Source organism: Verrucosispora sp. WMMC514, assembly GCF_027497295.1.
Lineage (GTDB): Bacteria > Actinomycetota > Actinomycetes > Mycobacteriales > Micromonosporaceae > Micromonospora > Micromonospora palythoicola.
On sequence record NZ_CP114906.1, the window covers coordinates 367930 to 392725 of the forward strand.

Genomic DNA, 24796 nt, shown 5'->3' on the forward strand with positions numbered 1-24796 from the left:
ACCGGACGGTGGAGCGGGGCGGGATGGTCGTGGTCGCATCGGTTACCTCCGTTGGTGTCGGAATGGCCGCAGGTCAGGCGGCGGGTGGGGTGAGGCCGGGCAGGACCGGCACCAGATGTGCGGTGGCCGCGATGACGGCCGCCAACTGCTCCGGCGACAGGTAGACCGAGCGGGCACGGATCCAGCCCGCGTGGTCGGCAGTGGTGACCGCGATGCCCTTCACGGCGGGGTCGATCTGCTGGGCGGCTTCCACCGCGTCCGGGTAGAGGTCACCCAAGGTCATGTCCACGGTTTCCTCATCGTTGACCCGCAGACAGATCCGCCCGGCGAGCTGGGCACGCAACGCGGTCACACCGGGGCCGAGGTCGGAGCCGACCCGTTGCCCGGCCACGACCAGGTGCACGCCGAGGGCCGCGCCGAGCTGAGCCAATCGCAACAGGTTCGTTGTCGCCCGCAGCGCTTCGTCCTTGTCCGCACGGGAGGCGACCAGGTACAGCTCTGCCAACTCGTCGACGATCACGACCACCGGAATCGGCCGCACCTCGGGTGCGAGCTGCCAGATGTTGCGCGCCCCGTGCTGGCGGCACAGGCCCATCCGCCGCTGCGTTTCCGCGACGAGTGCGGCCAGGATGTCCGCCGCTTCCGCCCGGTCGGTAGCCAGAGCGGACAGCCGGGGTGCGTGGGGGGCCAACTCCATGCCGCCCTTGCAGTCGATCCCGACCAGCGCCACCGGCCGCGCCGCCCACCGCGATACGGCGGCGTTGATCAGCGTGGACTTGCCTGACTGCGTGGCCCCGGTGATCAGCCAGTGCGGGAAGGTCACCAGGTCGACCACCCACCGCTGCCCGTCCTCCCGCTGCCCCACATCGGCCGCCAGGTCCGCCGGCACCGCCACCGCCGAGGCAGGCGGTTCGATGGCCTCCGAGGGGCGGGAGGTCATCGCGGTCTCCTTCGGTGACGGCCCGGTCGCCCAGGTCGCCGCCTCCGTCCGCTGCGCGGTGAGGGGGTCGGCGGTGAGGATGGTCAACCGGACCCGGCCGCGTAGTCGCGCGTCGACCCGTACGGCGTGCACACCCCAGGCGTGTGCCATCGCCTCCGCCGCGTTGACGAACGGCTCCGGGATCTGTCCGGGGTGCAGCAGGATCACCGCGGTTGCCCCGAAGGAGCGGGGTCGGATACGCCGCAGCAACGGCAGGACCGGCATGATCAGCCGACCCTTGACCAGCAGCGGCCCGAGTTGCCCGGTGGTGGGCCGGTCGGTGCCGGTCAACTGCGCGTTGAGGCACAGGTGCCGCCAGGAGCGGCGCATCCGCATGCGCAGGAGCGCAAACCCGAACAGGTACCAGTGCGCGCGGGGTGCCAGCTGGCGCAGCAACCGCGACACCACGGCCAGCGCCACGACGACGGCCACCAGGACTACGGCGGCGGTGATGATCGTGGGTAGCCACGCCTGAAGCTGGTCGAGGGTGACCCCCGGGAAGCGCGGCACGAAGCCGGGAACCCCGGGGGCCATCGACGGTGACGGCGTAGGCGTCGGCGATGCGGCCGATGCCGCCGGCATCACTACTGCGGCGATCATGAGCCGGTGGCCTTACCGCCACGCTCCCGCTGGGGCGGGGTCGGCACCGCAGGCGAGCCACCACCGTTGCCGGGCCGCTTCGGGTAGATCGACGCCGCCTTGTAGGACAATCCGTGCCGGCCCTCAATCTCCCACAGCGACACGTCCAGCTCGGTCACACCGACCGGGCTTCCCTCCGTCACGCCTTCCGGCTGGGCGGAGGTCTGCACGTCGATCACCGACGCCTTACGGGTACCGGCCCGGCGCACCGCGAGCCCGGTCACCCACAGGTGGTTACCGTCGCGGTCCTTGCGCTGCTCGCCGTCAAGGTCGGTCTTGGGTTCCGGCGCAGCCACGCACAGCAGGCCGGTCAGACGAGATAGATCAACAGGAATGCTGTTCACAAAAAACTCCAATGGTTGAATGAGGTAGTGCTCTACAGGTGGTGCGGTAGTCGGGACAGGGGCAGCGCGCAGCCCGGCAGCCGGGGGCGGACCGCGACTCCGCACCACCGGTACGAGGCGCGACCGGAACGGCTCCGCGAGGGCGCGGCAGTAGCGAGAAGGCATGGCAGACCTCCGAATAGGACAGATGGCAGCGATTGCGCCGCCCAGAAGCAGGACGAGTAGGACGGGCCGAGCCCGGGTCGAGGCGACCCAGGTCGGCGACCCGGAGGCCGGGTAGACAGACCGAGCGCGACGCGCTCCGGGCGAGCGGACGCGGCAACGACTCGCAGCCGGACGCCCAGGAACGGACGGCACCACGAGGAACGGCGCGGGCCCCGCGCACCGGGCGACTGGCGATCACGGCCAGGACGCCAGGATTGAGGCGGGCATGGTCGACACCCCGGAGGGGCGGAGATGCGTACGAGTTTCCCTACTTGGTCAAGAAGCGGGATCGGCATGGCCGGTCCCGCGAGACAGGGGAGTGGGGAAAGGAGCGGTGGGCGGGGTCGGGGGCTGCGGCCTGGCGGCCGGTCCCCCGCCCCGCCCCAACGAGAACAGAGCGCACACGACACTGGGGACGACCAGTAGCCAACAACCAGGCGTCAGCCTCACGCCGCACCCCGATCACGGGTGCACACCACCCCGACTCCGACCACAGCGGACGACGGCACGGCGACCTCGCCCGTCGGCAAGTCGGGCGAGTAGCCGGGTCGCCATCGCCATCAGGACGTCAGCCGACACGCCCGAACCGCGACCGATTCTCACCGATGCGGCCAACACCGGCCGAAACCGCCGGCCACAGCATCAAGAGCGCCGACGACGCCCATACGGTCGATTCCACGGCCGGGCTTTGAGGTGCTGCCGCGCCGGCAAGCCGGCTTGCCCCCGAATGCCGAGGCTGACCAGCGCGAACGGACGACAGCAGGCATGACGCCACCGCCGGTCATCCACGGTCCGACATCTCCGATCTTTATCCCCCTCCTCATGCCGCCGCGCCGCGCGCACGGATCCTTCTACCTACCAAAGGGGACCGCCAGAGGCCCGGATATTCCAAGATCAACAAATTGGTGGGCGCAACTCGAAGGTTTCTTCAGGCCCGCGCGTACGCTCAGAGATCAAGGTCTGGCCGACATGGGGGGTCGGTCCGGCTGTCGGTTGTGAAGCCGAGCGACGACGAGGGTTCGCAGCGGGGCCACGCAAACGGCATGGCACCCACGAGCGAATCTCGCCCGCTTGTGCGACTCCCGGCGTGTCCGGAGCACGCCGGGCCGCATCAGGGGGCCAGCGTCGACCCGGCTCATCACCGCTGACAGGCGGCCTGGCGTCACCCAGCCGAGGCGACGTTGGGAGGACACGAACCCGTGCCCGAACACCGAGTGCCCGCAAGGCACCCCCACGGCATAGCCCTGCCCGGCCAGCTCACCTTCTCCGCACCACCACCCGGCGCCGACGCTGCGCCCGACCCGGTTGCCGCCCTCGTCAGACAGAAGGCGCTGCCCGCCGGCCAAGTGCTCTCCGCCGCCATCACGCTCTGCCGCGTCGGAGTGCCGAAAGGCTGGCTCACCGGCACCGACGACCCCCGCCCTGCCCGCGCCGATGAGGTGCTGCGCCGCCTGCTGGCTGACGACGCCACCCGCGAGATCAAAGACCAGGTATGGAGACACATCGTCGTCCACGTCCGCGACGACCCCGACAACCGCGAAGACTGGAACCTCTACGCCCTCGGCGTCGCCGCCCGTGGACTTCTCTCCCGCGCCGCCCGCCTCGCCATGCCTGACGACCCCGCGAAGCGCGTGATCGCAGCCCAATACACGCTGATATACGCCTTCCTCGACCGGATGCAAGCCACCGTGACCACCACGGCCGGCACTCGGTGGCGGCTGAACATCGACCGGCCCAACGTCTACTCCCGGCTACTCGGCGGCGCGTACGACCACGCCAGCGGACGCACCGAGCACCGTCGCAAGCAACTCACCCGCCGCCACGACGAGACCGCCGCCGAGCACCAAGCCCGCATCACACGCCTGCGCGAGGATGAGCCCCGAGAGGTGCCCGTGGGCGGCGACGACGAGATCAGCGCCCACCACGCCCAGCGCCACGACGGACCCGACCGGCGAGGCATGGATGCCGTCATCGCCCGCCTACAAGAGTTCGTCGCGCAGTCCGCCCAGATGCCACCCGCCGACCGGATCGACCCCGCCAGCGCCGAACTTCTGCGACGTACCTACCTCGACGGCGAACCCCTCGGCCAGGTCGCCGCCGAGCTGAACCTGTCGCCCAGCAACGCATCGAAGCGCCGCGCCACCGCCGTACGGCAACTCCGCCGACTCATCGCCCGTATACCGCAGCAGCGACCGCCCAGCTAGAAGCCGAGTCCGGCCGCTCCGTGAACGTTGCACCGCACCCACGAGACGGCCGGACAGCCCTTTAGGCGACCGGCGCCACGGGCCGCGCGTACTTGTCCCCGCCCCACCCGTAGCGCGCCGCCTCCGCCACCACACGCGTCACCGCTTCTTGGATCAGCTCACGGGACTCCGTGTCGTCCTCCACCCGCCAGCCGTAACGGGACGTCGCATCCAGGAACACCACGATGGCGTTGACGATCGGACTGACCCGGAACACCAGCGACCACGACGGCCCGTGCACCCGCAGCACCACCCCGCCGTCACCGGGAACGACCCGCAGCACACCCGGCCCACCCCGCTCCACCACAGCGGCAGCATCAACAAAGGGTTGCCGCATCGCCGGATCATCGCCCAACCGCGCCGGCAACACCTGTTGCGCGAGCACGTCCGTCCCCGCACGCCACGGGTCGATCGTCGGCTGATCCGCAAGGCTGTTCGCCACCTGATCCGCCAGCGCCCGACGACGCCGCGACGCCTCCGACAACCCGCGAGGCTCGGCAGCACGCTTGCCCAGCGGCACAGCCGGATCACCCACCGGCAACACCATCACCGGCGCGTCCGCGCCTTCCGCCTGAGCACGCCACACCTGATCATGGGCCAGTTCGGACCGCAGGTTGTACAGATCATCAGCCCAGGACGCCCAAGCCGCCCGCGTACGCGGCTTCGGCAGCACCCACAGCACCGACCGCAAGCGCCGACGCGTCGACCGCCGAGCCCATACGCTCCGACGACCGGCAGGCGAATTGCGGTGCATAAACACAGCTTGGCACAGTGCCAGTAGCGCTAGCGACAGTTGGCATCGTGCCAATTGGGCTATTGCCAGTAGCTACCGGCGCGCAGACATCCGCGATCCGGCTACAGCCCTCGTTCCGCCGACCGCAGACGGTAGGTTCATCATGTGTTTCCGATGACTCTGCAAGAGATCACGGCCGTTGTCGGCGGAGCCGTCCACGACGCTCCCCAAGGCGTGACCGTGACCGCCCCAGTTGTGTTCGACAGCCGACGCGTCGAGGCCGGCGGCATGTTCGTGGCGCTGCCCGGTGAGCGCGTCGACGGGCACGACTACGCCGCCCAGGCGATCGAGGCCGGCGCGGCAGCGGTGCTGGCGTCACGGCCAGTCGGAGTACCCGCCGTGATCGTCGAGGACGTGCCCACCGCCTACGGGCGACTCGCCCGCGCGGTGGTGGACCGGCTGCCGCAAACCACCGTGATCGGGGTGACCGGCTCGGTGGGCAAGACGTCGACCAAGGACATCCTCGCCCAGGTGTTACCCACGTGGGGCGCCACGGTGGCCAACCGGGCGTCGAACAACAACGAGCTTGGGTTGCCGTACACGGTCACCCGCGCCACCGCCGACACCCGCTATCTGGTGTTGGAGATGGGCGCACGCGGCATCGGCCACGTGGCATACCTGACCCGCATCGCCCCACCCACCGTCAGCGTCGTCACCCGCGTCGGACACGCCCATCTCGGCGAGTTCGGGTCGGTGGAGAACATCGCCCAGGCCAAGGGTGAAATCGTGGAAGCGCTGCCCGATGCGGGCGACGGCGGGTTGGCGGTGCTCAACGGCGACGATGTGTTGGTGGCCGCCATGGCGAGCCGTACCCGCGCCCGGGTGTTGACCTACGGCATCGACAACCCGGCCGACGTGCGCGCCGAGTACATCACGGTAGACGAGTTGGGCCGCGCCGGATTCCGGCTCATGCACGACGGCCAGGCCGCCGACGTGCGGCTGCGCCTCTACGGGCTGCACCAGGCGTCCAACGCGCTGGCCGCCGCCACGGTCGCCCTCGGTCTGGGGCACCCGATCGAGGCGGTAGCCGAGGCCGTGTCACAAGCCGAGGCAGTGTCGCCGGGTCGAATGCAGGTCAGCACCCGCGCCGACGGGGTGACCGTCATCAACGACGCCTACAACGCTGCGCCCGACGCGATGCGGGCCGCGTTGCGGGCCTTGCACGCTATGGCAGGCGACGGTCGGCGGGCGGTCGCGGTGCTCGGCGAGATGGCCGAGCTGGGCGACCACGCCGCACAGGTGCACCGGGAGATCGGGCAACAGGTGGCCGAGATCGGAGCCGGGTGGCTGGTCGCCATTGGCGGAGCCGACGCCGAGCAGTACGCCAGCGGAGCAGCCGGCAACGGCACGGCCGTAGACCGGGCGGGCAACGTGGCCGAGGCGTGGGAGTTGCTGCGCGACGGGTTGCGGCCGGGCGACGTGGTGTTGGTCAAGGCAGCCAACAGCGCCGGGCTCCTCGCGCTCGCGGACAAGCTGATCGAGGAACCCGGCGCTGTCACCGCCCAGGCGTAGCACTCACGCGGACAACGCGACCTCGCTCCGGCTGCTCAGAGCGTCAAGGATCGCCGCACCGTAGCCGGTTACGTCACCGGTGCCCATCGTCAGCACCACGTCACCGCGGCCAGCCATCCGCCCGATGAGCCGCGCCGCCTGGTCCGGGCCGAGCGGCAGGCAGTAGTCGCCCTCGCGCAGCCGGGCCACGATCGCGGAGGCGTCCGCCACGGGTCGACCGGTCGGCACCGTGCCGTGCACATCCAGGAGCAGGACGTGATCGGCCTTGTCCGCCAGAACGCCGCCGATGCGCTCCCCGAACGCCAGGACGCGGGCGTGCCCGGACGGCTGGAACACCACGAACACCCGACCCCGCGCCAGGGTGCGCGCAGCATCCAGATCGGCGGCGATCTCGTGCGGGTGATCGGCGTAGGAGTCGATCACCGTCACCCCGGCCCGGGTGTCGATGTGCTCGAACCGCCGACGCACCCCGGCGAAGGTGCACGCCGCCCCGGCCACGTCGCCGGGGTCCAAGCCCAGTGCCGCCGCGCACGCAATGGCCGCCGCCGCGTTGTCCAGGTGGTGCGCCGCCGGAGTCGGCAGCGTCAGCCGGACCTCCGTTCCGTTCGGCATCCGCACCGTCGCGGACGCACTCCAGCCCTCGGCGTGCACGTCTAACAGCCGTACGTCCGCCGTCCGGTCCCGGCCGTACCGTAGTACCGTCAGGTCGGGACGCTCGTCGGCGATCACATCGGCGGCCACCGTCGCGCCAACGCAATCCGCGTTGACGATCAGGAAGCCGTACGGCGCGACCCGGCCGCCGAACTCGACGTAGGCACGCAGGACCTCGGCGTGGCTGACGAAGTTCTCCGGGTGGTCGTCGGTCACGTTCGTGACGACCGCGATCGACGGAGTGAGGAAGTGAAACGAGCGATCCGACTCGTCCGCCTCCGCCACCAACAGCCGCGACGCGCCGAGGTGGGCGCCAGAGCCCACCCCGGTCAGGTCGGCACCGATCAGGTAACTCGGGTCCTGCCCAAGGGTGCGCAGGATGTGAGCGAGCATGCCCGCCGTGGTGGACTTGCCGTGCGACCCGGACACCGCCACCAGCCGCCGCGCGGCGGCCAACACGTCGAGGACCTGCGCCCGGTGCACCACCGGAATGCCCGCCACCCGGGCCGCACGCACCTCGGGCGCGTTCTGCGCGACCGTGGTGTAGACGACGCAGCTCGCACCCTCGATGTGCGCCGGGTCGTGCCCGACCTGCACTCGCACGCCGGCCGCACGCAGCGCCGCCAGCGTGGCCGAGTCACGTAGATCGCTGCCGCTGACCTCGTGACCCAACTCGGCCAGCAGCCGCGCCAGGCCGGACATCGCGCAGCCGCCGATGCCCACGAAATACGGACGGGACAGGTCGATCGGACCGGTGTACGCCTCGATCGTCGGGTTACCAGTGATCGTGTCGGTCATGGTGCCGTGTCTCCTTCGGTAGAGCTGACAGGGTGATGCCACGAGCTGACGTGCTAGGGAGTCCACTCCTTTCGATCGATGCGATTCCTTGCGCGACCGAGTGGCCTCGGGTCACCAGCTCGGCCGCGCCAGCCCAATCGATCTGCGTCGGACGATCCGCCGGCACTGCCGCCGCAGCGCGCCTGGCATCCGATCCAGGGCTGCCCGACGACATCAGCACTCACGACGCCGCAACGACCGATGCCCGGGACGAGCCCGTGGCTGACCCGGCGCGCATTCCGCAGCGGCGCGCGCCGGAGGCCGGGCAGGCAACGTGCATGCATCGTCAGCGGCAACGGATCGCGGAGCAGCCAGGAGGCCCGGAACACCGACGCGGCGCGCGTTGACTAGCTCAGGGCGTGTCGCCCCAGGAATCCGCCGAGGCAGACGAAGCGAACTGCGAAACACTCGTACGGCGTGCTCCCGCTCCGCGCATGGTCCCAGCGTTCCGCAGCCGATACAACGGCCGTCCGCACTCGACACCGCATGCCGCTCCAACGCGACCTGTGCGGCGTCGAGCTGTTCGCCGCCGGAATAAGTCGCCACGCGATCGACCTCCACAGGGGGCAGGGCACGCCGCATGGAGGAACGCGTGCGCCTCCACACGGCGGCCCTGCCCATCACCCACCACCACGGCGCACACCGCTCGTAGAAGTGGGGAGCCGCCAACAGTTCTCCGTACGCGAGACCGGTGTGAGATAAGGCGATTCCTTCCGCCGCATCGGTCGCCGGCCCGGCTACCTGTAGCGAACCGCAAACCACGGGCGGTAGGTACGCTGTGACGCACGTCGAAGCGGTGAACGTGGTGAAAGATCAACTTTCGGACGGGGGTAACCGTGCCGCACATAGGAGCGAGCAACGCCAAGCTCGCAGCCGTGATAGCCGAGGCCGGCATGTCACACGCCGAGGTGGCACGGGCGTTCGTTCGCGTCGCGCAGGAAATGAACGCAAAGGAGTTCAGCGGAGTCGGCCGCTCCCACGTGTCGCACTGGGTCGCCGGCTCCAAGCCCTCCGGGCGAGCACCCGGCCTGCTGTGCGAGGCACTGTCACGAAAGCTTGGCCGGGTAGTCACGCTCGATGAGATCGGGTTACCAGCTCCGCTGCTGTCCTCCAGAGACATGCTCGGATGGCGGGTCGATACGCTGGCTGCGCTAACCGAACTCGGGAGAGTCGACGTGGACGCTGAACGCAGACGCGTACTCAGCACTGCCGCTTACTCGCTCGCCGCGCTGACTCTGCCCGGCGGACGCTGGTGGGAACAGATGGCCGAACGCGGCCAAGCACGCGGCGCAGCAGGCGGCAAGATGGTCGGCCGAGGCGACGTCGACGCCGTGCGCGACATGGCGTCGTTGTTCTCCCGAGTCGACCAACGCCGGGGCGGTGGCCACGCTCGCTTAGCGGTGGTGCAGTACCTCACCTCTGACGTGGCGAGCTTCCTATGCGGACGCTACGCCGACGACGCACTCAGGCGAGACATGTTTACGGCCGCCAGCGAACTTTCCTACCTCGCCGGCTGGATGGCTTTCGACAACGGTGAGCACAACGTCGCTCAGCACTATTTCAACGTGTCAGTAAAGTTGGCTGCCGAGGCCGAGAATCCGGCGATGGCAGGCCACGTACTGCGCGCAATGGCTCACCAGGCGATCGATCTGGGGCACCACAAACATTCTTTGAATCTCGCATCAGCGTCGATGGACACCCAGCGCTACAAGGCCGCAGCCCCACGAGAGCGGTCACTACTCGGCGTCGTCTACGCTCGCGCACTCGGGGTGAACGGGGAGACCCAACAGGCTGCTCGCGCGCTTCTGCAAGCTGAGGACGATCTTGCCGCCGCCTCAGATGGCGACGATGAGCCCGGGCGTGTGTTCTTCTTCGGGGAGGCTAGCCTGGCGCACGAGACAGCATGTGCGCTGCGCGACACCGGCGACCTGACCGGCGCAGCGAAGCAATTCCGCCGGAGCGTCAAGACCCGCAAAGCAGCATCCTTTACCCGAACCCATGCCGTCACACTCGGCTACATGGGGGCAATTCAAGCCAGGCAAGGTGACATCGAGGAGGCGTGCGATACATGGTCGCGCTCCCTGGATGCGATGGACGGAGTACGGTCAGGCCGCACGCGTCAGGTCGCAGCGGAAATGCGCGCCCTCCTTTCTCCCTATAAACGCCGCAGCATTCGAGTAGTCCAAGACGTGGATATGCGGGCCAGGAATTACCTCTCATCTTTCGCGTAATACGAGACATCTGATCACAATAGTGGGAGGCCGGAGTGGCAGCCGAGAAGTTTACAGTGGAGCCCGTTGCGCATGTGGTGGGTGGGAGAAGCGAGCCGACCGACGATTACTGGGGCGGAAGTCAGGCAATTATTCGAATTGATGATGAGCGTTTCACGCCAGAAGCCACCAGAGGGCTGGAAGAGTTCTCCCATCTTGAGGTTGTCTTTCGGTTCCACCTCACTGATCCGACTGATCTCAACCTAGGCGCGCGTCGTCCCAGAGACAACCCACAGTGGCCAGAGGTGGGCATTTTCGGTCATCGAAACATGCGGCGCATCAACTGGTTGGGTGTATCTCGATGCCGCCTGGCCAAAGTTGACGGCCTTGATCTTTACGTCGAGGAATTAGACGCGGTGGACGGTACCCCCATTCTGGACATCAAGCCATGGTTCTCGGAATTCGGCCCGAGAGGTGAAATTCGTCAAGCCGAATGGACTACGCAGATGTTAGGGCCATACTTCGCCAAGCGTGCCGAGTAGTAGGTAGACCGGGGTGGCTACGCTTAAGAATTCCAGAGGAAAGTTCTTCCACGTTCACAGGATGCCGCCAGATCTGAACTTCTGGCTGTACTTTTTTCGCCACGCAGGACGAGAGGCGGAGCTAGATCCAGCGCTGGTGCGGCGCGCCCAGGGGTGGCAGCCCGAGCGCTCGAACTGCCCCCGCTTGACATTCCTCTTGGATGACCTTATTGACGCCGTTCCTGCTGAATGGCGCGCGTTAGCCGCAAATCTGTTCGCAGGTCGAGTGCTTCAGGGGGACGTAAATGCAGCCGCTTGGACCGAGCGCAAAGCGGGTATATTAGAAATCAACGTACAATACTCGTTCACATTGAGCGCTTACGCCGCAGCCTATGACGAGTTCTTTCATCACCTAAAAGACTTTTCCCTTCATGTTATGCGGGACGCCATCAAGGCGGAGGAGTTGAGTGCTTCGATCAACAAGCGTTTCCAGGAGCCCTGGGATCAGTTAGAAAATGCGCGTGAGGCATGGCTAGATCGACGCCTTGTAGCCACCGGCAACCCCGTTCGGCTTCGCCTGACGATGGGGCGTGAGGACGTACAAGAGGACATGGTTGACGCAGCGGAGTCCTTCGTGATAGCCCACGAGCTCTCGCATCACCTCCTTGGCCATACAGTCAGCAGAAGAGACAAGCGACGGGCCAAACTAATCGTCGACCGGACAGTCGAGAGGCTCGGACTATTCCCAGCTATGGCCGCACTGAACAACTCTCAGCGCGAGGAGCTTCAGGCCGACCTGCTCGCGTACCTAATTGTCGCGCAGGCAATAGAACGGGATCCAACGTTCGCTGACCTATACCGAGCTGTCGCAGGCTCGTCGCTTGCGCTCATAACGTTAGCGCACGTCACTGGCGAGTGGGTGGAATCCGATTCCGCCAGTACGCACCCAGGCTTCGTGACTCGATTTGCTGTAATGCAAAGCCTAACGGAATCGTTTTCGGCAGCTTCTGTGCCGGGCAGAATCGGAGATCATCCGCTCGGTTTCCTAGCGCAACTCTCCACCTTCGCGGCTGTCGCTCTAAGTGCATGGATGAGTCGCCACTATCCGGGGGAGCGGCCGGCCACAATCGAACAGGCTCTGAGTCACCTCATCAAATTGATGGACAGGGTGTATGGCGGTACGCCTGCACTGCGAGCCGAGGGCTCATCGACTGTCGTTCTTCCACCAGTAACAGGGTAGCTTTTGGTGGCCGTAGACAAGATGCGGGAGGGTTGCTGCGCCCGTGACCATCGAGCCGCGCGGGTCCAAGCTAAGGACTGCCGTTGTTGGTGAGCCCGTTGTGAGCCCGAATGCCTCAACATTGAAGATCACGGGCAGGCATCCGATGGCATCCATAGGCGCATCTACCTCGACAGATAGACATCCCTATGGATTGTCAGTAACCCCGAATCACGATCGGAATTCAACTCCTAATCCCAAGGCTTTGGCCTGATTCGACTCTGACTCGGTGCACGGCCTCAGAGAATGTCGGAGGCTGCTGAGAGAATCGGCCAGCAAGCTCAGTCCCGATCCGAGGGAGTTCAGATGGCTGCGTACAATTTCGAAGTCAGGATGCCGTGCGCTCACGCCCGGTGGGCCGAGTTCAATGGCATGGGTAAGCCGTGACCGCCGAGGAGCAGGTCGAACCGCTTGAGGTCCAACCCGAGACACCCGCGGCCGAGGGCGACACCGCAGTAGGCGTGGTGCCATCCCCGCAACGAGACCTGATCTCCGGGAGGGTCGCAGATGCTTACGATAAGGTGCCGTCGATTGGCGACCGCTGGACCCGCTGGTACGACCTTCCCTACAAGTTGCTGTGGTTCCTCCAGACCAACTGGCGGCGCAAGATCATTCCCCAACCGGCACTCCGTGCTCTCCGCCGCTGGTCCATCGATCTCAGCCAGTTCAACAAACTTGAGCGAGACAGAGTCTGGGACCCGAGTGACCGTTTGCACGACTTCCAAGTGCCCGCTGATGAACACGTGAACATGCCGGGCATCTGGGTGGTGGAATTGTTCCCGCCGAGCGCTTTTGCCCGACTGGAGCGGGCGATCGATAGGAACGGCTGGGATCGGGACCGTTGGATGTCTGGAGCCCAAGACACCAACGTCAACATGCTGCTAAAGTCCCGTGCTCGCAGGGGATGGAGATGGTGGCGCATGGCCTCGATTCAGGACATCAATGGGACGTACATGATGCCTGACGGAGTGCGCGCCCAGTTGCCGCCCGAGTTCGGCTGCATCGAGTTGAAGGCCATGCAGGTTGGATCCGGCCTAACTGCCGTTGTTGCTCACATCGAACTCTCAAAGTTGGGTGCCACACACCTCGATGAGGTGTGGCATCAGCCTCACGAGCCGATGTTAACCCGTCGAGACGGGCGGCTTCACGCACTTGATCGTATGTGGGCTGGATTCCACGTCACGCAGACGGCCCGGGAACGGCTGCACCAGTTGGCACGGAAGTGGATGAATGAGAGTTGCGATGGCGTCTTTGGTGAGTTCAACAGTCCTCAGACATTGATCGATATGCTTATTTTGGATCAGCACGACCCGACTGACGTTAGCGACGACCGCGACCGCGACCGATTCGATGTGTTCCGAGCGCTCGGAATCACGGAGACGGACGTCTACCACTACACCTCCACTGACATTCCCAAGATGCATTTGGTCCCGACTTCGCCTTCAATGGCGCGAGGCATTAGCACTGACCGCACATGGGCACTTTGGGGCCAGCGTCAGGCTGTCGTGGACAGCGCAACCCAACTGACTGGCTACGGCGACGATCCGAACCGAGCTATAGCGCATCGCTACGGCGACGCGATCGAGAGCTTCTTGGTGACGCTGGCCGTATCTGACTTGCTCGAAACGGTCGAGGCTAGCTATGCGCTGATTCGAGATCGTGCTCGTGCGCAGCATGGCCGCTTTAAGGCCAAAGTCATCAACGACCTCCGCGAGCAACTGCTGACCCTCAGTATCGACGTAGCGACCGTTAGGCGCGATTTGGAAAGGTCCTGGAAATCCCGACCCCGGTTTGAGGAGGAGGCGGAGTTCACGATCGATTACTCGCCACGCATTCGAGTCAATTCCGATCTAACGGACAAGCCGGTTCACATGAATACCGAGCTGCGGAAGCGTCAGAAAGAGCGGTTCGAGGAACTAACCGCTGCTGACCGTGATTACCGGGACATCCTCTCGACGGTGGCCTCGCTGGGTGCCTCTGTAAATGCCGCCAAGACCGGTCGTCGTGCGCTGTGGGTTGCCTTCGTGTCGCTAGTGGTTGCCTCCGTAACCGTCGTGGTGACCGACATTGGCGACAATAGCCTGTTCAACGAGGTGATGGAGTTCCTGCGGAGCCGGCTTTGAAGCCGAACGCGGCGGCTCGAAAGACACGCCCTGGTTAATCTTGGCACCGGCTGCCATGCCGACTGCCACCGCGTAACGTTGCCAGGATGACCGAGCCTCCAGCCCCTTCCGAAGCCCGTGTCACCCGCCGCACTGTTACATACGCAGAAGGCAGGACGGCGAGCCGGCATTGGTGGGACGAGGACGCTGACAGCTACCAGGAAGAGCACGGCGCTTTCCTCGGAGACGTTGACCTTGTGTGGTGCCCCGAGGGCCTACGCGAAGCAGACGCCAGGCTGCTCGGCGACGTCAAGGGGACACGAGTTCTGGAGATCGGCTGCGGCGCGGCTGCGGGGTCACGCTGGCTAGACGGCCAAGGGGCCGACGTTACGGCACTGGACCTATCTGCCGGCATGTTGCGGCACGCCAAGCTGGCCGCCGAACGCTCGGGCGTGCACGTACCCCTCGTGCAAGCTGACGCTCTGGTGATGCCGTTCCGGGCAGGCACGTTCGACACCGTGCATACCGCGTTCGGCGCTGTCCCGTTTGTCGCAGACTCCGAAGCGCTCATGCGCGAGGTGTTCCGGGTGCTGCGCCCTGGTGGGACATGGGTTTTTGCCGTTACTCACCCGATGCGCTGGATTTTTCTAGATGATCCCGGCGAGGCCGGCCTAACGGCTGTCCACTCATACTTCGACCGCCGTCCGTACGTCGAACAGGACTCGGCAGGAGTGCCTACCTATGTCGAGGCGCACCGCACCTTCGGTGATCGCGTCCGAGAGCTCACGGCCTCGGGCTTCATTCTCTGCGACGTGATCGAACCGGAGTGGCCGCCGGGACACGAGGGGATTTGGGGCCAGTGGAGCCCCCTACGCGGACGGCTCTTCCCCGGCACCGCCATCTTCGTCGCCCGCCGTCCAGCCGCCGTGTGACCTAGTTCGCGAAGAGCGACCGGACGTGTCACGCGGAGGCATTGCGGTCGTGACGCGGTTCTAATATTGCAAGATCATACCCACTTGATGCGCTGGATCTTCCTGGACGACCCCGGTGAGGGCGGGTTGACCGCCGTGCACTCCTACTTCGACACCCGGCCGTACGTGGAGCTGGACGAACACGGCCGGGCCAGCTACGTCGAACAGCACCACACCCTCGGCGACCGGGTCCGCGAGCTGGTGGGTGCCGGGTTCCGGCTGCTGGACCTGGTGGAACCGGAGTGGCCGGAGGGACACGAGGGGATCTGGGGGCAGTGGAGCCCGCTGCGCGGCCGACTCTTCCCCGGCACCGCCATCTTCGTCACCGAGAAACCGGCCGACTGAGCCTGCCGGCTGTCCGGTCCGGCGCCGTCGCGGACAGCGAGTGCGACGCCGCCGTCCCGGGGTGGCGTTACGCTCACGTCATGAGCGTGCGCCAGCGAGCGAATCATCGACGCGGTGCCGTGGTGCCTCATGCCGGCCCGCAGCCCGGCGGAGGGCCGGCATGAGCGCCGAGCCCATCCCGACATCACCTGGCCCATGGTGTCCGGATCCGATGCGGCAGCAGCGTGCGGACTACACGCTGGAGGACCTGCTCGCCCTGCCGGACGACGCCCCCCGCGTCGAACTCGTCGACGGAGTCATCCACGTGACACCCTCCCCCACCCTGGGCCATCAGGACATTTCCAGCCTGGTGTGGCTGTGGCTCCGCGCTCACGCTCCCGACCACCTGCGCGCCGCCCAGGCGGTGGGCGTCGGACTCAGCCACAACACTTGTCGGCAACCGGACGTGCTGCTCTGCCGCTCCGGGCTGCCCGCCGACCGGTCCCGGCTGCGGCCGGCCGACGTCGTGCTGGCCGTCGAGGTGGTCTCGCCGGGCACCCGCCGGGTCGACCGGTTCGCCAAGCCGGGCGAGTACGCCGCCGCCGGCATCCCCTTCTACTGGCGCATCGAGCAGAACCCGGTGCACGTGTACGCGTACCGCCTCGGCGACCGGATCGGGCCGGGCGGGGAGCGGCAGTACGAACTCGTCGCCGACAGCGCCGAGCTCATCGAGCTGACCGAACCGTTCGAGATCAAACTTCCGGTCCGCGACCTCACCGGATAGCCGACCGCCGGACGAACCGGTCACCGGACGCCCGACGGCGGCCACCGCCAGGTTTCCCCCAGTTCACCCGCGCTCCCTAACGTCCGGGCGCATGAGACAGATCACCGCCACCCGCCTGGGACGGGCACTCGCCGGCGCCGGCGTCCTCACCCTCGCTCTCGCCCTGGGCGGCACCGCGTCCTTCGCCGGTGCGCCGACGACCGCCAGGCCGACGCTCACGGGTTTCGCGTCGCTGCCGGCCGCCACCTTCGTACCCGGCAGCGAGCCCTCCGGCAGCCTCGTCACCGGCAACACCAACGGCTACCCCACACCCTTCGCCGACCAGCCGATCCAGGGCTTCTCCGGTATCGCCGACAACGGCGACGGCACCTTCGACGTGCTGTCCGACAACGGCTACGGCAACCAGGCGAACTCGGCGGACTTCCTGCTGCGCATCCAGCGGCTCGCCCCGGTGTTCGCCACCGGTGACGTCGACGTGGTCGGCGGGATCAACCTCACCGACCCCGACGGGCACGTGCCGTGGCAGTTGACCCGCACCGACCGGGTGCTCACCGGCGCCGACTTCGACGTCGAGTCGATCGTCAAGGCCGCCGACGGCAGCTACTGGATCGGTGACGAGTTCGGACCGTACCTGCTGCACTTCGACCGGACCGGCCGGCTGCTGCGGGCGCCGATCCCGCTCGCCGGTGTGGTCGCCCCGGAAACCGCCGCGCGCACCGGCGTCCCCGCCACCCTCGCCAGCAGCCGGGGCTTCGAGGGCCTGGCCGCCTCCCCCGACGGTCGCCACCTCTACGCGCTGCTGGAGGGCACCGTCGCCGGTGACGCTCCCGGCCAGCTGCGGCTCAACGAGTTCGACAGGTGGACCGGCCGCTACACCGGCAAGCGCCTCACCTACCGACTCGAAGCGCCGAACCTCGCGATCGGCGACGCGATCGCGATCGACCGGCACCGCTTCCTGATCATCGAGCGGGACGGCGGTCAGGGCCCCACCGCCGTGGTCAAGCGGCTCTACGTCGCCGACGCCCGCGACCGGGACCGGGACGGCCTGTTGGACAAGACCCTGCTCGTCGACCTGATGAACGTCGCCAACCCGAAGCGGCTGGGTGGCTTCGACACCACCTTCACGTTCCCCTTCCAGACCATCGAGAACGTGGTGATCCTGGACAAGCGGCGGGTGGCGGTACTCAACGACAACAACTTCCCGTTCTCCACCGGCCGCGCCCCCGGCGTCGCCGAGGACAACGAGTGGATCGTCATCACGCTGCCCCGCTCGCTCGACCCGGACCCACGCGTCCTCAGGTGACCAGCGCCGCCGCCCGGCCCGTCCGCCGCCCTCGTCGCGGTCGAGGCAGGGCGGCGGCGTTTTCCCCGAAGGTGCCCGGGTACCCGGGCGGCATGGCCGACGAGGAGTTCCGCACCGGCGACCACGTCTCCTGGGCCAGCCACAGCGGCCGGGCCCACGGTGTGGTCAAGGAGAAGCTGACCGAACGCACCCACGTACGCGGGCACGCCGTGAACGCGACACCGGAGCAGCCGCAGTACCGCATCCGCAACGACGACTCGGGCCGGGACGTGGCCCACCGCCCGGAGGTGTTGCGCCGTGAGCCGTCGTGACGACCCCGACCAGACCTACCGGGAGTTCACCGAGGCGGTGAACATGAAGCCCGGCGAACTGTCCACGTGGCTGGACACCGACGAGTCCAAGCATGTCGGCTGGCGGCGGAAGGGCAGCGGCGGCGGCGAGACGGTCGGCCACGAGTCCGGCCGAAAGATCATCGACCTGTTGCGCCGCAAGCGTGGCCAGCTGACCGAGGCCGACTACAAGCACATGCGCAAGGTCGTCGGGTACGTGCGGCGACACATGGCCCAGCGGCCCAGCGGCGACGTGCGCGACACCCGGTGGCGGTACTCGCTGATGAACTGGGGCCACGACCCGGTCAAGGCACCCCTGCCGCCGCCCGGCGGCCCCTCCCGCAAGGCCCTCGACCGGCACGGCGCCCCACCCAGGTCCCGCCGAGGCCCCGCCCGCTGACACCCACACCCCGCACACCCCACCCACCACCAGCACCAGCACCAGCACCAGCACCAGCACCAGCACCAGCAGGCGACAACTTCGGCGAAGTCGCTGGGTCAGCCGACCCGCGAGGCAGCAACTTCGCCGAAGTCGCTGGGTCAGCCGGCTCCGCGAGGCAGGAGCTCCCCCGAAACTGCCGACATCAGCGCACGCTTCGCCCGCGGGACCGTGACCGGCACGCGTTCGGTGACCACGTCAGGGTTTCGGGGCAGCCCGACCCGCGCAGGGATCAAGCCTGACCGCCCGGAGCGGGTCGGGCTGCCCCGAAACCCCTCCAGGCGAAGTCGGGCTGCCCCGAAACCCCTCCAGGGCTGCCCGAAACCCCTCCAGGCCTGCGCCGGCACCCCGCCAAGACCGGCTCAGTGGTCGGCGCTGTTCCAGTCGCGGCCGTCACCCACCGACACCTCCAGCGGCACCGACAGCGGGTACGCCCCACCCATCTCCCGTCGGACCAGTTCCTCGAGCGCCGCCCGTTCGCCGGGTGCCACCTCGAAGACCAGCTCGTCGTGCACCTGCAGCAGCATCCGGGAGCGCAGGCCGGCGTCCCGCAACGCGGTGTCGACGTGCAGCATGGCGACCTTGATGATGTCCGCCGCGGAGCCCTGGATCGGGGCGTTGAGCGCCATCCGCTCGGCCATCTCCCGCCGCTGCCGGTTGTCGCTGACCAGGTCCGGCAGGTAACGGCGGCGGCCGAGAATGGTGGAGGTGTAGCCGTCCTGCCGGGCCCGGGCGACCACCTCCTGGAGGTAGTCCCGCACCCCGCCGAACCCGGCGAAGTAGTTCTCCATCAACCCGCGCGCCTCCTCGGCGCTGATGCCGAGCTGCTGGGACAGGCCGAAGGCGCTGAGCCCGTACGCCAGGCCGTAGTTCATCGCCTTGATCTTGCGCCGCTGGTCCGGGGTGACCTCCGCCAGCGGCACGGTGAACACCGACGAGGCCGTCGCGGCGTGGAAGTCGGCGCCGGAGTTGAACGCCTGGATCAACGCGTCGTCGGCCGACAGGTGCGCCATGATCCGCATTTCGATCTGGCTGTAGTCGGCGGTCAGCAGGCACTCGAAGCCCGCACCGACCACGAAGGCGCGGCGGATCCGTCGCCCCTCCTCGGTGCGGATGGGGATGTTCTGCAGGTTGGGCTCGGTGGAGGAGAGCCGGCCGGTGGCGGCCACCGTCTGGTTGAAGGTGGTGTGGATGCGCCCGTCGTCGGAGACCGACTTGAGCAGTCCGTCCACCGTCGACTTGAGCTTGGCCACGTCCCGGTGCCGCAGCAGATGGGCCAGCACCGGGTGTGGATTCTGCGCGTAGAGCCACTGCAACGCGTCGGCGTCGGTGGTGTAACCCGTCTTGATCCGTTTGGTCTTGGGCAGGTTCAGCTCACCGAAGAGGATCTCCTGCAACTGCTTGGGCGAACCGAGGTTGAACTCCCGCCCCACCGCCTCGTACGCGCCCTGCGCGGCGGCCTTCACCTCGGCGGCGAAGTGCGCCTCCAACTCCGTCAGGTAGTCGGTGTCCGCGGCGATGCCGGTGCGCTCCAGCTGCGCCAGCACCCGCATCAGCGGCAGCTCCACCCCGGCCATCAGCCGGGCCGACTGCTCCCCGTCCCGGGACAGCTCCGCGTCGATCGCATCGGCCAGGTCGAGGGTGGCCCGGGCGTGCAGCATGAGGTTCTGCTCGGCCGCACTGTCGCCACCGAGCCCGTCGAGGGTCAGCTGGCCGGACTCCGGGGCGTCGACCCGCAGCTCCCGGTGCAGGTAGCGCAGCGCCAGGTCGGTCAGGTCGTAGGAGCGCTGGTCGGGGCGGGCCAGGTACGCGGCGATCTGGGTGTCGCGGGCGATGCCGGCCAGCGCCCAGCCGTGGGCGGCGAAGGCGAGCACGGCCGGTTTGCTGTCGTGCAGCACCTTGGGCCGGGTCTCGTCGGCCAGCCACGCCGCCAGCGCCGCCTCGTCGGCGGCTTCCAGCTGGCCCGGGTCGAACCAGGCCGCCGCACCGTCGGCGGTGGCCAGGGCCATCCCGGTGACGGTGGCGGTGTGCCGGCGGTTCGGCCCGGTGTCGAGCTTGACCGCGACACCGACCCCGGTGCCGGCCGGTGCGTGCGTCTCCAGCCAGCCCACCAGGGCGCCGGGCGCGGCCAGCACCTCACCGACCAGGTCGAAGCCGGATTCCGCCTCCGGCTCGACCGCCTCCAGGTACTGGTAGAGACGGTCGCGCAGGATGCGGAACTGGAGCGTGTCGAAGACCTGGTGCACCGCCTCCCGGTCCCACCCCTGCCAGCGGGCGTCCTCCGCACGCAGCGGCAGTTCCAGGTCGGCGACCAGACAGTTGATCTCGTAGTTGCGGATCACGTCGGCGAGCCGTTCGCGCAGGCTGTCCCCGGCCTTGCCCTTGATCTCGTCGGCCCGGGCGATGACGCCCTCCACCCCGCCGTACGTGTTGATCCACTTCGCGGCGGTCTTCGGGCCGACACCGGGAATGCCGGGCAGGTTGTCGCTGGTCTCGCCGACCAGGGCGGCCAGGTCGCGGTAGCGCTGCGGGGGCACACCGTACTTCGTCTCGACCGCCGCCGGGTCCATCCGCGCCAGGTCGGAGACGCCCTTGCGTGGGTAGAGCACGGTGATCTGCTCGTCGACGAGCTGGAAGGCGTCCCGGTCGCCGGTGCAGATCAGCACCGGCATGCCCTGGTCCCGGGCCTGGCAGGCCAGGGTGGCGATGACGTCGTCGGCCTCGTAGCCCTCCTTCTCCACCACCGGCACCCGCAGCGCCGCCAGGACCTCCTTCACCAGGCTGACCTGGCCCTTGAAGTCGGTCGGGGTCTCACTGCGGCCCGCCTTGTACTCCGCGTACTTCTTGGTGCGGAAGGACCGGCGGGACACGTCGAAGGCCACGACGATGTGGGTCGGTTGCTCGTCGCGCAACACGTTGATCAGCATCGAGGTGAAGCCGTAGACCGCGTTTGTCGGCTGCCCCGTCGTGGTGGAGAAGTTCTCCACCGGCAGAGCGAAGAACGCCCGGTATGCCAGGGAGTGTCCGTCGACGAGGAGCAGGCGCGGGGTCGTAGCTGTCACGGCTGCGACTCTAGTCCGTACCGCCGACAACAACCGCCCCGACGTGGCCGGCCGGCAGCCGGTGGCCTCCCGGCGAAACCGCAGCTCGCAGCCGAGCGGGAAGGGAACGGGAAGGTCCACCGGTAATGCTGGCGGGCGGACGTACGGCGACTTCGGTGACGGGACACCCCGACGGCGGGCGCCGGCGGGCGGCGCGACCGCCCAGCGGCCGGTGTCGTCCCACGCGAGGTGCCGTCCAGACCACACGCACGGCGAAGGGCCATTCGGGGGCGGGCGGGCCCGACACGGTCCGCCCGCAGCGCCCTCCGCCGACCGCTCGGCGCGGGGCCGACCCGACGCAGGTCGGCCCCGCCGGCGCCAACCGCCTCGCCCGGTGCCGGTCCGGCATGTCGGTGGTGTCCCGACAGCCGCCTTCGGGTCTGGTCCTACACTCGCGGCGAGTCCCGTTCGCCGCGCCGCAGAGGACGTCCGTGGAGCTGCACCTGCTCGGTCCCGTCGAGATCCGGCACCACGAGCGGCCCGTCGCCGTCGGCCGCCGGCTGCACCGTCTCCTGCTCGGGATACTCGCGTTACGCGCCAACACCCTCGTGTCGACAAGTGAGCTCGTCGACCTGCTGTGGTCCGCCCGCGCACCGCGCACCGCCCGCGCCATGGTGCACTCGCGGGTGTCCGAGCTGCGCACCGCCCTGACCGCCGCCGGCATCGGCGACGAGCAGCTGGCCATCCTGACCGACGGCGGCGGCTACCGGATGCTGCTCGATCCCACCACCGTCGACGTGCACCGGTTCCGGCTGCTGGTGGCCCGCGGCTGCACCGCCGACGGGACGCTCGACTGGCCGCAGCGACGCGACCTGCTGCGCGAGGCCGTCGCCCTGTGGCGCGGGCCGGCGTTCGGTGGGTGGCTGCCCCGCCAACCGCCACCACCCGAGGTCGAGTCGCTCGAGGATGCCCGGCTGACCGCCCTGGAGCAGCTCTTCGAGGCCGAGCTGAACACGGACGCCGACGCCGGCGTGCTCGTCGAACGGCTGGGCCCGCTCGCCACGCAGCACCCCAGCCGGGAACGCTTCACCCTGTCGCTCATGCGCGCCCTCGCCGCCAGCCACCGCCCCGGCGACGCGCTGCGGGCCTACGAGCAGCACCGGCGCTGGCTCGCCGCCGAACTGGGCGCCGACCCGAGCGACGAACTGCGGCAACTGCACCTCACCCTGCTCCGCGCCGTCGAACCGGACGGATCGCCGCCCGGCACCGCCACGTCCACCCCGACGCTGTCGCCGGGACCGGCCGAACTGCCCGCCGAACCGGGCGGCTTCGTCGGACGGCGGGCCGAGCTGACCCACCTCGACGCCGCCGTGCGCACGGGCAGCCGGATCGTCGCGCTCGTCGGTCCCGCCGGGGTCGGCAAGACCGCCCTCGCGCTGCGGTTCGCCCACGCCCGGCTGCACCAGCGGCCCGTCGCCCACCTGTACGCCGACCTGCGCGGCGCCGCCGAGCCGGTCGCCCCCGCCACGGTGCTGGAACGGTTCCTGCGGGCCCTCGGCGTGCCCGGCGACGCCATTCCCGCCGACCTCGACGAGCGGGCCGCCCGCTACCGCTCCGAACTGGCCAGCCAGCCGGCGCTGATCCTGCTGGACAACGCCGCCTCCTCGCACCAGGTCCGGCCGTTGCTGCCCGGTGCCGGTAGCAACCTCGTGCTGATCACCAGTCGGCGGCGCCTCGACGGTCTGGTCGCCACCCACGGCGCCACCCAGGTCGTGCTCGCCCCGCTCACCGAATCCGACGCACAGCACCTCCTCCGGCAGGGGCTCACCGCGTCGGCGGCGGACAAGTCGGCGGACGAGTCGGCGGACCTGCGCCGGATCGCCGAACTGTGCGACCGGCTGCCGCTGGCGCTGCGGATCGCCGCCGCGCGGCTGGGCGAGTTCGGCGACGGAACGGCGCTGGCCGGGAGGCTCGCCGCCGAGGGCGACCGGATCGGCCTGCTGACGGCGGAGGACGTCTCGGTACGAGCGGCCCTGCAGGTCTCCCTCACCGCGCTGGACGCCCCCAGCCGCACCATGTTCCACCTGCTCGGCGTGCACCCGGGACAGCGTCCCGGCACCGACGCGTGCGCGGCGCTGGCCGGGCTGCCACCGGCCGTGACCCGGGACCTGCTCGACCGGTTGGCCGCCGTCCACCTGGTGCGCTCCGTCGACGGCCGGCATCAGATGCACGACCTGGTCCGGCTGTTCGCCGCCGAACTGGCCGCCGCCGACCCGGCCGCGGCGTCGGCGGCACTGCGGCGGACGCTCACCTTCTACCGGGACACCGCCGCCGCGGCCGACCGGGTGCTGCGTCCGGCGGAACGACCCAACTTCGACACCGCCGGGTCCCCGGTACGCTTCGCCGACGTGCCGGCGGCGCTGGCCTGGCTGGACGCGGAGGCGGACAACCTGGTGGCGGCCGTCGAGCGGGCCGAGGCGGACCATCCGCGGCTCGCCTGGCAGATCGCCGCGGCGATGTACGGCTGGCTGTTCCGCCGTCACCAACGCGACCGCTGGATCGACCTGTACTCACGCGCGGTCCGGGCCGCGCGGCAGGTCGGCGACGCCCGGGGCGAGGCCATGCTCAGCGGCCGGTTGGCGATCCCGCTCAGCCTGCTCGGCCGGCACGACGAGGCGGCCGGTCACGGCACCCGGGCGTACGAGCTGCGGGTCGCCGGGGGTGACCAGCTCGGCGCGGCGACGGCGCTGCTGAACCTCGCGGCGATCGAGAACAACGCCGGGCGTCCCACCGAGGCGATCCGGCGGCTCACCCAGGCCGAGGAGCGCAGCCGCGCGTTGCCCGACGCCGGTCATCTGCGTGCCCTGGTCGCCAGCAACCTGGGCGAGGCCCACCAGCTCGCCGGGCGGCTCGGCGACGCGGTTGAGCACTACCGGACGGCGTTGGCGCTCGCCGAGACGCACTGCGGGGCCCGGGACACGGCGGAGATCCTGGTCGGGCTGGCACGGACCCACCGCCGCGCCGGGCAGCCGCTGGAGACCCTACGGCTGGGACAACGCGCCGTCGAGCAGGCCCGGCTGGCCGGGGACGTGCTGATCGAGGCCGAGGCACGCGAGGAACTGGGGCAGGCCCACCTGGCCCGCCGCGACCGCGCTCGGGCACTCGCGGAGCTCAGCACCGCGCTGGAGACGTACCGGGCCAAGGGGCACCGCGGCACCGCCGAACTGACCAGCCAGCTGGCCGAGCTGACCCGGTCGACGCCCGAGTGACCGGGCCGGAACAGCACGGGGC

The 24796-nt window shown here is 68.7% G+C and carries 17 protein-coding genes and 1 pseudogene; 13 read left to right on the plus strand and 5 right to left on the minus strand.

What is annotated here, in order from left to right; translation table 11 throughout:
• Positions 1–73: 73 nt before the first annotated feature.
• Positions 74–1513 (minus strand): FtsK/SpoIIIE domain-containing protein, encoded by a 1440-nt coding sequence (locus O7597_RS01555; protein ID WP_281581828.1) that lies wholly within the window; start codon positions 1511–1513, stop codon positions 74–76.
• A 62-nt stretch (positions 1514–1575) separates the two neighbouring features.
• Positions 1576–1962 (minus strand): hypothetical protein, encoded by a 387-nt coding sequence (locus tag O7597_RS01560; protein WP_281581829.1) that lies wholly within the window; start codon positions 1960–1962, stop codon positions 1576–1578.
• A 1403-nt stretch (positions 1963–3365) separates the two neighbouring features.
• Between O7597_RS01560 and O7597_RS01565 the strand changes: the two genes are divergently transcribed.
• Entirely contained in the window at positions 3366–4370 is a 1005-nt protein-coding gene (locus O7597_RS01565; protein ID WP_281581830.1) for a hypothetical protein, read from the plus strand.
• Between the two features lie 61 nt (positions 4371–4431).
• On the opposite strand, the gene O7597_RS01570 is transcribed toward O7597_RS01565, so the two are convergent.
• Complete coding sequence (locus O7597_RS01570; RefSeq protein WP_281581831.1) at positions 4432–5169, minus strand: hypothetical protein; 738 nt, start codon at positions 5167–5169, stop codon at positions 4432–4434.
• Positions 5170–5382: 213 nt separating this feature from the next.
• Between O7597_RS01570 and murF the strand changes: the two genes are divergently transcribed.
• Positions 5383–6714 (plus strand): UDP-N-acetylmuramoyl-tripeptide--D-alanyl-D-alanine ligase, encoded by a 1332-nt coding sequence (gene murF / locus O7597_RS01575; RefSeq protein ID WP_281581832.1) that lies wholly within the window; start codon positions 5383–5385, stop codon positions 6712–6714.
• A gap of 3 nt (positions 6715–6717) precedes the next feature.
• Here murF and murC read toward each other — a convergent pair whose 3' ends face one another.
• Positions 6718–8163, minus strand: coding sequence for a UDP-N-acetylmuramate--L-alanine ligase (gene murC, locus O7597_RS01580; protein WP_281581833.1), 1446 nt, complete (start codon positions 8161–8163; stop codon positions 6718–6720).
• A gap of 914 nt (positions 8164–9077) precedes the next feature.
• On the opposite strand from murC, the gene O7597_RS01585 reads away from it, so the two are divergent.
• The 10 genes and pseudogenes from O7597_RS01585 to O7597_RS01630 all read left to right on the plus strand — a co-directional run bounded on the left by O7597_RS01585 (position 9078) and on the right by O7597_RS01630 (position 18425).
• Entirely contained in the window at positions 9078–10433 is a 1356-nt protein-coding gene (locus O7597_RS01585; protein WP_281581834.1) for a Tat pathway signal protein, read from the plus strand.
• Between the two features lie 35 nt (positions 10434–10468).
• A complete protein-coding gene (locus tag O7597_RS01590; protein ID WP_281581835.1) occupies positions 10469–10954 on the plus strand; it encodes an SAM-dependent methyltransferase in 486 nt (161 codons plus the stop codon).
• A gap of 61 nt (positions 10955–11015) precedes the next feature.
• A complete protein-coding gene (locus O7597_RS01595; protein WP_278179795.1) occupies positions 11016–12173 on the plus strand; it encodes a hypothetical protein in 1158 nt (385 codons plus the stop codon).
• A gap of 422 nt (positions 12174–12595) precedes the next feature.
• Positions 12596–14335: a hypothetical protein gene (locus tag O7597_RS01600; RefSeq protein ID WP_281581836.1), complete on the plus strand. Its 1740-nt coding sequence runs from the start codon at positions 12596–12598 to the stop codon at positions 14333–14335.
• Between the two features lie 86 nt (positions 14336–14421).
• Entirely contained in the window at positions 14422–15246 is an 825-nt protein-coding gene (locus tag O7597_RS01605) for a class I SAM-dependent methyltransferase (RefSeq protein ID WP_281581837.1), read from the plus strand.
• Positions 15247–15324: 78 nt separating this feature from the next.
• Positions 15325–15630: pseudogene (locus O7597_RS01610) on the plus strand (SAM-dependent methyltransferase); the annotation flags it as partial.
• Positions 15631–15841: 211 nt separating this feature from the next.
• Positions 15842–16393, plus strand: coding sequence for a Uma2 family endonuclease (locus tag O7597_RS01615; RefSeq protein ID WP_281581838.1), 552 nt, complete (start codon positions 15842–15844; stop codon positions 16391–16393).
• Positions 16394–16484: 91 nt separating this feature from the next.
• Positions 16485–17696, plus strand: coding sequence for an esterase-like activity of phytase family protein (locus O7597_RS01620; RefSeq protein WP_281581839.1), 1212 nt, complete (start codon positions 16485–16487; stop codon positions 17694–17696).
• A gap of 92 nt (positions 17697–17788) precedes the next feature.
• Positions 17789–18007, plus strand: a complete 219-nt coding sequence (locus O7597_RS01625) for a DUF2945 domain-containing protein (RefSeq protein ID WP_204013918.1) — start codon at positions 17789–17791, stop codon at positions 18005–18007.
• A complete protein-coding gene (locus tag O7597_RS01630; protein WP_269742560.1) occupies positions 17994–18425 on the plus strand; it encodes a DUF3140 domain-containing protein in 432 nt (143 codons plus the stop codon). The genes O7597_RS01625 and O7597_RS01630 overlap by 14 nt, the downstream gene beginning before the upstream one ends.
• Positions 18426–18826: 401 nt before the next feature.
• Here O7597_RS01630 and polA read toward each other — a convergent pair whose 3' ends face one another.
• The gene (polA, locus tag O7597_RS01635) at positions 18827–21526 is read right to left on the minus strand and encodes a DNA polymerase I (protein ID WP_281581840.1); all 2700 of its coding nucleotides are present in this window, start codon (positions 21524–21526) and stop codon (positions 18827–18829) included.
• A gap of 470 nt (positions 21527–21996) precedes the next feature.
• Between polA and O7597_RS01640 the strand changes: the two genes are divergently transcribed.
• Positions 21997–24774: a BTAD domain-containing putative transcriptional regulator gene (locus O7597_RS01640; protein ID WP_281581841.1), complete on the plus strand. Its 2778-nt coding sequence runs from the start codon at positions 21997–21999 to the stop codon at positions 24772–24774.
• The last annotated feature ends 22 nt before the right edge of the window (positions 24775–24796 follow it).

Excerpts from the sequence above, each read along its gene's own strand:
- O7597_RS01595 (WP_278179795.1), top strand. The coding sequence starts at position 11,016 with ATGCCGCCAGATCTGAACTTCTGGCTGTACTTTTTTCGCCACGCAGGA.
- murC (WP_281581833.1), bottom strand. The coding sequence starts at position 8,163 with ATGACCGACACGATCACTGGTAACCCGACGATCGAGGCGTACACCGGT.
- O7597_RS01555 (WP_281581828.1), bottom strand. The coding sequence starts at position 1,513 with ATGGCCCCCGGGGTTCCCGGCTTCGTGCCGCGCTTCCCGGGGGTCACC.
- O7597_RS01625 (WP_204013918.1), top strand. The coding sequence starts at position 17,789 with ATGGCCGACGAGGAGTTCCGCACCGGCGACCACGTCTCCTGGGCCAGC.
- O7597_RS01605 (WP_281581837.1), top strand. The coding sequence starts at position 14,422 with ATGACCGAGCCTCCAGCCCCTTCCGAAGCCCGTGTCACCCGCCGCACT.
- O7597_RS01620 (WP_281581839.1), top strand. The coding sequence starts at position 16,485 with ATGAGACAGATCACCGCCACCCGCCTGGGACGGGCACTCGCCGGCGCC.
- O7597_RS01615 (WP_281581838.1), top strand. The coding sequence starts at position 15,842 with ATGCGGCAGCAGCGTGCGGACTACACGCTGGAGGACCTGCTCGCCCTG.